The sequence below is a fragment of the Paenibacillus sp. J2R1T-4 genome (genome assembly GCF_059692235.1).
Map to the genome: position 1 here is coordinate 55,018 of NZ_JCAUBA010000022.1, position 13,028 is coordinate 68,045.

Genomic DNA, 13,028 nt, shown 5'->3' on the forward strand with positions numbered 1-13,028 from the left:
AATTCTCCTTATACCATATTTAATAGATCTCTGTATTTATTTATTGACGATTGCTTTCTTAGGTGTTCTTCCAAATAAACTCTTCCATTTTTACCCATATTCACTAGTTTGTTTTTATCCATATAATAAAGTTTGAAAATTGCTTCCGTTATCTCTTCATAATTATTGGGTTCCACTAACAATCCACTGTTACTCTCTTGAATAAGAAAATGTGCCTCACTACCTTTTTCAAGAATTCCCAACATAGGTTTTCCTACTGCAAGTACTCCATACACTTTGCTAGGAACAGATACTCCTTTTATACCCCTCTGATTCACTACAAGATGAACATCTGCAGCATTCAAAGAATATTTTATGTATTCCTTAGGCTGATAGGGAAGGAAAATAACGTTGGTTATTTCTTTTTCTTTTATATAATTCTCCATAGGTTGTTTAACTGCACCTTCACCAATAAATACAAATACTATATCTAATACATCCTTGAATTTATATGTAACAGAAATAATATTTTCTAAATCATAATAAAGTCCCAGATTCCCCGAATACATAACTATAAACTTATTTTCCAATTTGTTATCATATAAAAATTTTTCAACTATTATATTATCTTTAGACAACGGCACTATTTCTCTCTCATCTGTCCAATTATTAATTACTGAATTATTAGGAACCTTCTTACCAACAAACCTTTTAATTAAAGTGTCTTGCATATCTCTACCCACTGTTACTATATGATCTGAATATGCGCAATTTACTTTATCCACAATCTTAGCAAATTTAAACAACCATTTATTGTTTATATAATTAATGGCTTCTGCTTGTTCCGGATTAAAATCTTGAATATTATAAATATGTTTACATCTCTTTAATAATTTTCCAAGCGTACCAATTAACCCACCAAGGATAGGCGGTTGAGAAATTGTATAAATGACATGAATGTTTTTCTGCTTCAATAAAGCAAAAAGTGCCAGTGTAAAGTAAGTTATCACAAACTTAATTCTGCTAACTTTATTTTTCTTATCTACTACTGGTGTCTTAATCCTAATAATATTTATATTTTCAAGTCTATCTTTTTGAAATATAGTACCCGCACTTCTCTCGTTCTCTGCTTGGATAGCAATGACTGTAATATTAAAGTCATTTTGAAGTTCTAAACATAGTTCTGTCATTAATTGTCCAGTCGATGCGTAATCAGGATGAAAATAATTTATTACAAATAATACGTTTTTTTTCATATTGATACCTCAGTATTAAACCGATTTTTCAGAAACTTAATGGGGTTACCTGCAAAAACTTGATTACTTGGTATATCCGTATTGACAGTGCTACGAGCGGCAATTACGGCCATCTCATTAATAGTAACACCTGGGTAAACAAAAACGTCACTTGCAATCCAAACTCCATCTTTAATAACTATTGGTTTTGTGATTAAACCAAAGCATGGATCATAAATATTATGACTACCTGTACATAGATAAGATTTCTGAGAAACAACGCAATGTTTCCCGATATAGATTTGATCTAAACTATAAAGGCATACATCATCACCTATCCAAGAGTAATCGTCTATTGTAACTTTCCAGGGATAGGTGATTTTCACAGTGGCTCTAATTCTTACTTCTTTCCCCAATTTTGCACCAAATAGTTGTAATATCCATCTCCTCCATCTATACATATTATGAAAGGAAAAACGAAAAATGGTTCCTTGAATGAACCACCACAAAATAATAATAAAACTACTCTTCCCACGGGAATACCAATCTTGATTGTATTTATTTAAGGTAATTATATTTTTCATTGTTGTTTGCCTCACTTAATACATTTTCCTTGACAAACATAAGATAATCTAAGTAGCTATCATTTGCTTGAGTGATATCACTTTTTTTATTGATTGTTTGGGGATAGGTTTGCGTAAACTCTTTCAAAACCTTAATGATTGAAAGTAGATCTCGAGGATTAAAATACAACGCTCCCTCTGAACAGATTTCACGTGCATATGGTAAATCTGCTGCTATGACTTGTATGCCGCATGCTTTAGCTTCTAATAATGGGAGTCCTAGTGTTTCAGTAAGGGAGGGAAAGATAAGTGCATCTACATTCGTATACAAATAATAAATCGAACTATAGGGGATTTTGCCTAAGTATCTTATATACTCTGAGTTTACTCCATCTATAGTTAAATATAATACTATTTTTATATTATTGATTTGATTATATTTGTTAACAGCATCAATCAGAATTCTATTATTCTTATATTTTTCGGAACTAGTAACGTAAACTAGTTTCAATTCAGATCTATCTAATTCAGTTATTAAGCTAGTTGCAATATCTGTATTATCCATTGCCAAAGTTGAAATTGGTGGCGTAATAACTTTAATAGGTCCTTTATATTGATATTTAGTTATGATTGCTTCCTTCATCCAGCTTGTTTGAACAATAATCCCATTGACCTTATTAAGATGCCGATTATAAATATTACTTAAAATTATTTTGTATTTAAGAAAATTAACAAACTCTAATTCATTTATTAACAGGTCACTAAATGGAATTGGTTGATGTATTAACACGAATTGTGGTATTTTACACTTATTATTTCCGATGTTCTGCAAAGAAATAAATGCATCAAATATCCCACTATTTATTTTTTGAGGTAGTATTTGGTTTTCATAAAACCATTTCTGAAGTATTCCTCTTTTTGGAAAAGGTTCATAATAAACACTAATATTTTCACATTTATAACTACATAAATCTTCTTTAGCAACTAATACTGTAAGTTTAATACTATGATCGAATAAAAAATCTTGATTAGTTTTCATCACATGTAGAAAGGATTTTGCTACTGAATAAGCACCTCTCTTGTTTAAAGCAGTAGCATTAACTAAAAAATTCAATATAATCACCCATTCTGAAATTTTATACCAGGATTATTACTTAATAAGGATAAAAGTTTATTTCTGTTATCATCCATTGATTTAACAAAATCACTGATATTTACTAGATATTGCGAATAAATCTTTTCAGATTGAGTGGAATTCATAAAATCTATAAATTCACCAAAAGAGTTATTATATTGATAACCTAAATTATTATGCCGAATAAAATTCATACCTTTAACACTTGAAGTAATAACTGGTTTAAAATTATATAAGGCATCTAATACAACACCGCTTGATGCAAAGTTATAATAATCCTTATATGGTAATACTATAAATCGGGCACTCTCAATTAATTCATAGTACTGCTCTTCAGTAATATACTCATTCAAAATAGTTATGTTCTCTCCTGCCATTTTTTTAACGCTCTCAAATCTATCGGAATCCACAAATCTTCCAGCTATACAAGCTGTAAAGTGAGTTTTATTTAAACTAGTGACAACATCTTCAACATTTTTATCATCTCTGATAATGCCTAACATTACAAAATCATATTTTAAGTGTGTTGATACAGTAACAGTATTGGGAATATAAAAATAGTCAGGTACCACTACGCCATTAGTTACATTATATGAATTTAGTGATTCTTCTAACCCAGAAATCATTCCACAAACTTTTTTTTTAATTAATTTAAACATTATTTTTTTAAATTTACTCTTATTATTTAAACTATCATATCTTATAAGATAGATCTGTTTATCGCCATAGTAAAAAAATAAACATATTGTCATTACAAGTAAATCACAAGCTTGAATTACTACTTTATCATGATTTGACTTTAGTATAGTTATAAAATTACTTATTATTTTAAAAATCCTTACTAATTTTCCGATTTTCGAGGGTAAAGTGTCGACTAAATGATATGTTAGCTCTAACTTATTACAATTCTCAAATGGAGCTGAATTGAATTTGCTAGTGGTTACAGTAACTTCAAAATGTTCCAAAAGAATGTCTGCATATTGTTGACATGTTTTATTATAGTGTCCTGATGGTATCCCATTTGAATCTACTAATTGAAGGGGATCCGCTATTAATAATTTATTTTTTTTCATTTTGCCCTCTGTAAATAGTTTTTTCGTTTATCGACAAAAATAGTATATATTGTAAAATGGCCATTGAAAACCAAAATACAGGAGTTAGTAAATTATTAATTGAATTACCTAAAATTAATACGCTGATATTACATAACATTGCTATGCGTAGTGGATATTTATTTATAATATATTTTTCGTATTTAATATAGATTAAATATGGGTGGATTAGAAAAATAATATATAGTACGAATCCTAATAACCCATTTTCGGCAAGAACTTGCAGGTAATCATTAATGGCTCCCCAACTACCAAAAAGATTATAATCCCACGACACAAATTTATGAAAATTCCCGGTTCCAATTCCGAAGATTGGATTTATAGCAAATGCATTAAAAGCTAACATAAAAAGTCTAGGACGTGAAAAGTATTGGTCTGTGTAATTTTTGTCTGATACTTCAGATTTATAAAAATCTAACAAATCACTAGTCATTTGATGAAACTGCTCAGAAAATATCCCAATCATTATTATTGATAGTAATATTGAAGTACTTAATAAAGTATATAATAATACTTTTTTATTTAATCTAGTGTAAATCTTCATGGTTAAAAAGTAGCTTAGTAATACTGCAATAACAACGCTAACCCACACACCGCGGGAAAAAGTGTGGAGTAATAAGTATCCTACGACTAGATACTCGAATACATATATCTTTTTACCCGATAAGTTTGAATAGATCATTCTACAGCCAAACAAGATCACTAAAACAATTGCATAACCGGTGGCCTCAAGTGCGAACCCGTCAATCCTATACCCAGAAAAAACAAAAAATTCCCTAAAACCATATTTTTGAGAAAAATCAGGAAACACATTAAATATTGACATAACTCGCTGTAAAATACCAATGACTAAATGAATACAATAAACATAACTAAGAATACGAAAATTAGTAGTAATTGTATTTTGCTTTAAAACCCAAACTAAGAATAGGGAGTACAATAAGAAAAGTAAATATCTTAAGTTTTGATGAAAAAAATAAGATTTCTCATATATTGAAGATACAAATTCGAAATCTTTACTCATTACAAACAGTACTAATCCAATTAATAAATTACTTGATATAAAAAGAATAAAAAGAAAATTTCTCAAATGTAACAATTCGTAAAATCCATTTTTACAGAGAAAATAAATTGAACAAATAAACATAAACCCATAAAAAATAAGTTGAGTTTTGTTGTGATAATACCCAAAAACCAAAGTATACAGTGCAAGAATAAAAATCATTATTAAATACTTACTCTTCATACTCTCATTAATTTCTCTTTCTCAGAAGTAGATAATGAAAGATAATAACGTATTATGACTATTACGCTACCAAGAAAAACAGCTACAAAACCTGCAAGAGCTACATTTAAAATTCTCCTTGGACCAATGGGTTCAGTGGGTTCAATCGCTGGGTTTATTAAAACTGCGTTTATCCCCTCAAATTGATTTGTATAGTTCACATTAGTAGAATCACTGTACTTATTTTCAATTTTCTCTATTAAAGTATTGTTCTCCAGGATTCTATCATTATATACTTTCTTCTCGGCTTCCAACTTTGTAATTTCAATAGAGCTAGTTGAAACCTTTTCTTTGAGTTTAATAAAATTAACATTGATTTGTTCATCAATGAGTTGAAGCGTACCTGACTCTTTTGCGCTAATCTTTAATTCATCCGCTATTATTGATTGCAGGTAAGGTTGTTCCGCCAAGGTTTTTTTAGTCGTCAGCTTTTCGGGAGTTAGTTCTAACTCTTTTTGCGCTTGGGCCAATTCCCCCTTAGACATGATAAGCTTGTCTTCAACTTCAAGTGTTTTTTTACGATAATTAGCGATTAAGTTTAATCTATCAAACACCTCAATATTTGTACTTAGCTGTAATGATGTCAAATTTGCAATTTTTGTTATTTCTTGAGGATTTGTTCCAGTAACAGTTATTTCAATATTGTTAGTCCCACTAGTCTGATCTAACCGTATAATTTTTCTTAGGTATGGAATAGTATATGATTCATTGTTCATGTCAAGTTTACTTTTTATTTTCGTTAGTTGAGAATCACTTTTCATTTGCTCAACAATAGAGGGAATAAATTTTAATTGCTCATCATCAACGTTTATCCGAACTACTGCATTTGAACTGTATTTCGTTTCTAAGATAGTGAAGCTATAAATATATGTAGATACAACACACAATATGGTAATTAGGATAATAACAAACTTACCTTTCCATAGAGCGCCTATCAAATCTCTAATTGTAAAAAAATCTTGCATTTTCTGTACTCTCCTCTATTTATTTGTTAGATTTTGACGAATTACGTTCATTCTATCAGATTAGATGTGCAAAAACCATAATGACAATAATATTGTTACTATCTCTCATAATTGGAATAATAAAAAAATGAGTATGAAAACCTACAATAATCAGTTAATGTCTTATACATACGTAGAATATTTGGATAAACTTATGATTCTATGATAAAATTTTTAAGTGCATTCACGAAATTAGAGGGAGCTAGAACTATGAACCGACAAATCAAAGGAAGTACTTACAAACAACATCTAACAGCAATATCAGAGGATAAGGAGAGTTTCCCATTTATTTACTGGCTTCTATTTGGTTTTATTGTAATCTTCCTCTGTGTTGCTCCTTTTCAGAAAGGCTTGTTTAACGGGTATACCCTACAATTTGAAAGACCTCTTTATTTTTCGATTTTTTGGAGTTCGTGTATTTTGTTGTTAGCATCTGTCTATTTTTTTTATAATTGGAAATTCAAAGACCGAGTGGACGCATTAACAATTTATATATGGTTAATTCCACTCACATTCCTGATTTCCTCATGGGATGCCGCGTCAACACATTTAGCTATCAACATGACTTACTTGCATGTGATGTATGCGATTTTTTTTATTTTAGGGGCTTATTTATCATCAGTTCGTCAAGGATATCTATTACTACAATCTGCTATTATGCTCTCGGGTTATATAATAATCGTTTATGGACTTTTGAATTTATTAGGTAACACATATTATCGTGATGCTATTATGATAACTGACATCGGCGAACTTCGTTTAACTTCTGTCTTTCAGTATGCCAACGCTTATGCAGCATTCTTGATGGCCTTGCTTCTTGCCTGCCTTTTCTTAATCGTCAATTCAAAAAAATGGTACGTTATTGCAGGAAATTCCCTTTTTATCGTTCCGATCATATTATCTTTCTTACTCACTCTCTCCAGGGGCGGAATAGTTGTATTACCCATTGCTATGTTATTTATCCTCCCGTTTATGATGATGACTCGCCAGCTCATGTATGTAATATATTTAACTATATGCAGTGTCGTCACTATACTTGTAACGGATAAGATAGCTGAAATTGGTAAAGAGATTGCAATATTAATAATGAAAACACAACAAACCGATGGAACTGTAAGTCTATCTGGACTCAGTTCGTTTTCAAGTACAGGATGGGGTTATTTAACCATAGCGACTTTAATTGGTGCAGCAATAATAACTCTAATACAAATTTATATTGCTCCGTTTTTGGAAAAAAAATTAGCACACTTGAATAGTTTCAAATATTCAAATCTAACCCTACCTGCATTAGGGGTAGTCGTCAGCGGGATAGCAATATTTCTGTTGTTCAGTAGCAGCTTTATTACAAATCTCTTTCCCTCTTCCATCCGTGAGCGTGTTGAAAATATAAATTTTAAACAACATAGCGTAATGGAAAGGGCTGCGATTTACCATGACTCAATGAAGTTGATAAAAGACTATCCAATCTTCGGTACCGGTGGAGGTGGTTGGGCAGTCTTGTATGAGAAGTACCAAAGCAACCCTTACACCAGCCGACAGGCACACAATTTCTTCCTTCAATATTGGCTGGAGGTAGGCATTGTTGGACTGTTGCTGCTTTCCGCTCTTATTCTGTATATTATCTATCACTTCATACGAACCAACGTCAAAAATGGCATAAAGGGTTCTCAAAACCATATGGTTTTCTACATTTTATGTATTTCACTGCTTCTACACAGTATCATAGACTTTGAAATGAGTTATGCATTTCTGGCTGCTTTAGTATTTCTTAGTCTCGGAGGAATGTCATCATACTTAACTGGACAGAAGATTTCATTCAAAGGTATAAATAAGATACAAAAATGGAAATGGGTTTATCCTGCAATTATCGGAATCATTTCGATTACCGTGATTTTCCAGTCTGCAAGGAATTTGAGTGCTAATTCATCTTTTCGCCAAGCCATTGACACAGCTAATGCCCGCAAACCATTCCAGGAAGTATTAAATCCAATGAATCGTGCTTTAGAGTTGCAGTCGGGGAATCCAGAAATTGTTTTAACAAAAATAAATATGCTTAATCAGGTCTACAAACAATCCAAAGACGAAAATTTGTACAACCAAGCTCTGTCATTGCTAAACAAGTTGAAACACAATGAACCTTATAATCGTCAGTTGTTAGAAGAAGAGTACAATATGTATTTGGTAAAGAATCAATATGTAAATGCATTACAGGTAGCAGAAAACGGAATAGTTCAGTTCCAATGGGAAATCAGCTTTTATGAACGCGCTATACTATTAAACAAAGAACTAGGCAACCAAGCTAAGGTCGAGAATAATAACACAGAATCAAAAAAATACTGGGACAGAGCGATACAACTGTATACCACTATCAATCTAAAAGTTCAAGAGCTAGAGAAGTTACCTGAAGGACAATCACAAGGACGAGCATTCGGAGTAAATTCAAACATGATCCAGGCGATCGGACAAATTCATTATCTAAGAGGAGATTTCGCTTGGGCAGCCCAAATACTGCAAACAGGTCTTCAGGATAAATTAGATCAACCGATTCATCAGCAAATTACACGTTGGTACTTAGCCGCAATAATAAAACAAGGTAAAGAAGACAAAGCACTTTATGACAAATTAATTAATCAAATCCCAACGGAGAAAGGTGAAATTGATCGACTAATAAGTATGAAATTTTAGCTGCACGATCTCATTCAAAAGAGCCACTTCTATTGTGCAGTGCCCCCAAAAAATTAGACACTATTTAATTAGGCAGCTTTTAGGGCATGAATTCAGTATTATACCGGACTCATGCCTTTTAGTTTTGCCTAAATCCGCTTGTGATTGTAATATTTGATGTATTTATCTAATTTAACTTTGAACTGCTCAATACTCTCAAATTCTTGTGTGTATAAGAACTCAAATTTTATAATGCTGAAGAAGTTTTCGATGACGGCATTATCGTAACAATTACCTTTACGTGCGTTATCCTACGTCCCTTTAAAGCTTGCTGATACTAGCGCATTTGAATGCCAGCCCTGATCGGAATGAATCAGAAGTGTATCCTCGTCATTCAAATGATCAAATTTATGCTTTTCGTGGATGTAACTGCAGGCGGATAACCGTAGTACCTGAGTCTGATCCAAGCGGCAATCAATATGGTACTCAATATCTTCAATACAAGCGTAAGGGAGTTTAGCGTTGCCTTTTAATCAATCGATCCAGCTGGCTACTTTTCCGCCGTGACCACTGAGCATCAATAATGAGGCCGAATCGCTCTTCAAAAGATTAAGAAGCATAAGGGGCTCTTCATTTGTTCTCGTAAGGAATCGGCCATCGACCGGAGTCGCATTTCGTTTAGTTTATTAATAGATGTCTCGTTTAGCATGATTATTGCCTCCCGTAGTAGTTTGCGCCGCGTGTAAAGCTATGCTTGTTTTCAGACCGTTCGCCTGCTTGCCGTTCCGCTTCCTGAGGCTGCTCAGGGATCATGTCCTGCCCTGTTTGCAGGATCGTGGAGATATTCTTGTAGCTTGGATTCGGTGTATAACTGGAAGCTCTTATGCAGGCAGCCTCGAGTCGAAGCAGTGAATACTTGTCGGCTAATTTGAGATCCCCCCATACACGCCTTGTAACCCTGCTGCTCGATTCGATGATGCACCAGTATGGCACGAATAGCAGCCGTCGTATTGGGGCCCACATTCTGAGCCCACGACAAAAAGCGCTCAGCATTCCACTGAACGAACTGCTTATGCTTCTCAGGCATATGTTCTTGAACGGTTTAATATTGGCCAGGACGACCGTGTAGGCGCGGATGAGAGCAAATCCTCTGCTGACTAAAGAAGACTATTGTACGGTGGCAACCTTCCAAGTGGCTAATTCGTACACAGAAACCGGTAGGGGTTGAAGCACGTGCTTCTCCTCGGCAAGGAACGTACTCAGCCTGCTACCGGGCTTAACTATATATTGGAAACATTAAAAACAAAGGTTAAAACAACAGCTACAAATAGAAAATCCGATAAAATATTGAACTCTTGTTTTTAAATAATTCATTTTGAATTATATACACTTGTAAAGGTGTAAGAATCGCTGAAGGTATAGTACAGATAATAGTAGATAAAATTACACCGTTAATCATATAGGAATGTGCCAGAATAATAGACAAGGGAATATTGCATACTGCGGCCAGTAGAGCAATCCACAATGTTAATCTAATTTTCCCAGTGCCATTAAGCATATAAGCAAATATATTATTCCAAGCCATTAATATAACAAAAATAGCCATTAATATAATTAATGAAGTGTTTATTTCCATTAAATCTCCAACCCATAATTTGATGATACTTTTTGCAAATAGCGCTAAACAAGAGACAAAAAAAACCAAAGGAACCATTAGGAGTACAAGCCTTTTTATTGTCTTCTTTATCCAAATTAAATCCCCTTTAGTATAAGCCTCAGTGTATGCTGACCATAAAGGAGTAAAGATTATTCCTTGAATTAAAGTTACGATACTAAATAGTTTAAAAACAATACTATATGAAGTAACATATTCAGGGCCTAAAACTCTAGTAATAATAATATTGTCAGTTGTATATAAGACAAGTGCTGCTATTTGAATTACAAAGAACTGAAAACCTATACCTCCAATTTCTCTAATGTATCTCAATTGAAATAACTTAATAGAAGGAATTAAGTCTTTGTTATTCTTAAAAAACTTAATTGTTAGGAGAATATTTCCTATTATCAGTGAGGATCCGTAGACTAATGAGAAATAGACTGTATTTTTATCCGTTAGTATAAAAATGATATACAATGACAAAATAAGATATACATTTGAAATCAATTGACTAAAGCTTGTCATTCCTGATTGTTGATATGCACTAAAAATTTGATTTATCAAACTTAATACAAAGTTTAATAAGATAAAGAATGTTAAAATAATTATTATTAACTTTAAATTATAATTACTGATTACATCAGTGTTTAAAAGATTGTTATAATTAAGGAATAAGGATATAAGTGATACTAATGAAAAGGTAACTAAAGCAAGAACAGCAATAAAAAAATATGTCGTAGAAATATAATTTTTTACTAATTGTCTATTGTTATAGACCAAAGCCTCTGCCAACTTATTCCTCATACCATTTCCCAATCCGATATCAAAAAAAACTATCCATGATAATACTGATATTAACGTTGCCCAAATTCCATACATTTCAGATCCTAAGTATTTTAAGGTTATTGGGACAATTATAAAACTTAAACCTGCTGCAATAAATTTATAAACTAAAGAAATTCGAATTTGGTGAACAATGTTTTTGTTTCTTGAGCTTGAATTTACTTTATCTACATTAATATTATTAAATTTAAGAAATCTCATTAAAATTCACCAAGTGTTTTTGTTAGTTTATTATTGCTATTATTTGGTTTCTTATTCTCTAAAATGTCATAAAATAGATTATTAAAATCTGTCATCTGCTTTTCCTCACTACATTTAGAAATAGCTAAATTTCTACAAGAAGTTGACATTTCGATATATTCTATATCACTCATTGTCAAAACTTTCTTTATCCCATAATATAAATCCCCCGAATCCTTAAGCTTTGCTTTATAACCAGTTTCATTATTAATTATTAAATCTAAAGCACTCCCCATTTCAAAAGAAACAACTGGAGTTCCACACATCATTGATTCACTTATCATCATTGGGCCCGAATCTTCTATAGAAGGGCAAACGAAAAGATCAGCTACCTGATACAATTCAGCTAGCTTAGTACTATCTTTAACAAACCCTATATACTTTGATTCTGGTGATAAACTATTTTTAAAACTTTCATTTGCAGCCCCTGCATACAACAAAAAAACATCATTTTTAAGAGACGGATCTTTATCAAGCAGATTTAAGGCCTTCAATAAATATTTCATACCTTTACGTTCGTCTTCAATGTTTTGTGAACCGAAGAATATAATCTTTTTATCCTTGGGTAAATCATATTTTTCTCTTAGCTTCTTTTTATCATCACTAGGTTTAAATAGATCTGAGTCTAGTCCAATCATTATTTTTTCAATCCTACTATTAGCTAAAAGAGAACTATTTTTAGCTTGAATTTCTAACATTGTTGTAGGTGCAACAAATGTGACATTAAGATCCACTAAATATTTCTTTTTGTCCATCCATTTCCTTCTAGTATAGTCATTTTCCCTTTTATTAATTAATCCAGGACAAAAACCACATTCTTGTTTATACCCTTCACATTCAAATGCATAATGACACCCACCTGTAAATGGTTCCATATCCATCAAATAACAAATAATGGGCGCTCCTGTAATTTCTTGTATTTCTTTGAGGTGTCTCCAATTCAAAAAACGTGATATCCAGTGAACAACAATAATATCTGGTATAAATGGCCAATCCTTTATTATCTTCTTTACCGAATAGAAATCATTAATATAACTAGGCCAGATATATTTTCCCTGATTAGCATGTTTATTCAGCCTTAAACTCTGAAATTTAGACTCCAAACGTAAGAGTTTTTTTGTAACAAGACTGTAAATTTGTGTTATGTCTTCTGAAATTAGTCCACTTTTAATAGAAACGTAAAATTGTGATGAATGCCCTAAACCCAATAAATTTTGGTGAAGTCTGTAAGCAGCAATTGCAGCTCCTCCTTCTGTATAAGTGTTTAGATGAATAATGTTAAGCTTTGTACTATGATTCATTTTTGTTCCT

Annotated in this window: 10 protein-coding genes and 1 pseudogene; 1 reads left to right on the forward strand and 10 read right to left on the reverse strand. The window is 32.1% G+C overall.

Going from position 1 to position 13,028, the window contains the following annotated elements:
- Positions 1-8 precede the first annotated feature (8 nt).
- From AC58QD_RS27305 to AC58QD_RS27330, 6 genes are all read right to left on the reverse strand, one after another.
- Positions 9-1,235: a glycosyltransferase family 4 protein gene (locus AC58QD_RS27305; protein WP_497338198.1), complete on the reverse strand. Its 1,227-nt coding sequence runs from the start codon at positions 1,233-1,235 to the stop codon at positions 9-11.
- Entirely contained in the window at positions 1,232-1,798 is a 567-nt protein-coding gene (locus AC58QD_RS27310; protein WP_497338199.1) for a WcaF family extracellular polysaccharide biosynthesis acetyltransferase, read from the reverse strand. Before AC58QD_RS27310 ends, AC58QD_RS27305 begins: the two co-directional genes overlap by 4 nt.
- Positions 1,773-2,891: a glycosyltransferase gene (locus AC58QD_RS27315; RefSeq protein WP_497338200.1), complete on the reverse strand. Its 1,119-nt coding sequence runs from the start codon at positions 2,889-2,891 to the stop codon at positions 1,773-1,775. The genes AC58QD_RS27310 and AC58QD_RS27315 overlap by 26 nt, the downstream gene beginning before the upstream one ends.
- A 5-nt stretch (positions 2,892-2,896) precedes the next feature.
- Entirely contained in the window at positions 2,897-3,985 is a 1,089-nt protein-coding gene (locus AC58QD_RS27320) for a hypothetical protein (protein WP_497338201.1), read from the reverse strand.
- Positions 3,972-5,048 (reverse strand): O-antigen ligase family protein, encoded by a 1,077-nt coding sequence (locus AC58QD_RS27325; protein WP_497338202.1) that lies wholly within the window; start codon positions 5,046-5,048, stop codon positions 3,972-3,974. The genes AC58QD_RS27320 and AC58QD_RS27325 overlap by 14 nt, the downstream gene beginning before the upstream one ends.
- Before the next feature lie 218 nt (positions 5,049-5,266).
- Positions 5,267-6,274, reverse strand: a complete 1,008-nt coding sequence (locus AC58QD_RS27330; protein WP_497338203.1) for a Wzz/FepE/Etk N-terminal domain-containing protein — start codon at positions 6,272-6,274, stop codon at positions 5,267-5,269.
- Positions 6,275-6,523: 249 nt separating this feature from the next.
- On the opposite strand from AC58QD_RS27330, the gene AC58QD_RS27335 reads away from it, so the two are divergent.
- Positions 6,524-8,998, forward strand: coding sequence for an O-antigen ligase family protein (locus AC58QD_RS27335; RefSeq protein WP_497338204.1), 2,475 nt, complete (start codon positions 6,524-6,526; stop codon positions 8,996-8,998).
- A gap of 128 nt (positions 8,999-9,126) precedes the next feature.
- On the opposite strand, the pseudogene AC58QD_RS27340 reads toward AC58QD_RS27335, so the two are convergent.
- The 4 genes and pseudogenes from AC58QD_RS27340 to AC58QD_RS27355 form a co-directional block, all read right to left on the reverse strand.
- Positions 9,127-9,375, reverse strand: a pseudogene (locus tag AC58QD_RS27340) (IS3 family transposase); the annotation flags it as partial.
- 313 nt (positions 9,376-9,688) lie between these two features.
- Positions 9,689-10,000, reverse strand: a complete 312-nt coding sequence (locus AC58QD_RS27345; protein WP_497338205.1) for a hypothetical protein — start codon at positions 9,998-10,000, stop codon at positions 9,689-9,691.
- A 298-nt stretch (positions 10,001-10,298) separates the two neighbouring features.
- Positions 10,299-11,678, reverse strand: a complete 1,380-nt coding sequence (locus AC58QD_RS27350; protein WP_497338206.1) for an oligosaccharide flippase family protein — start codon at positions 11,676-11,678, stop codon at positions 10,299-10,301.
- Positions 11,678-13,018 carry a glycosyltransferase gene (locus AC58QD_RS27355; RefSeq protein ID WP_497338207.1) on the reverse strand — a complete coding sequence of 447 codons (1,341 nt, stop codon included), beginning with the start codon at positions 13,016-13,018 and terminating at the stop codon, positions 11,678-11,680. Before AC58QD_RS27355 ends, AC58QD_RS27350 begins: the two co-directional genes overlap by 1 nt.
- Positions 13,019-13,028 lie beyond the last annotated feature (10 nt).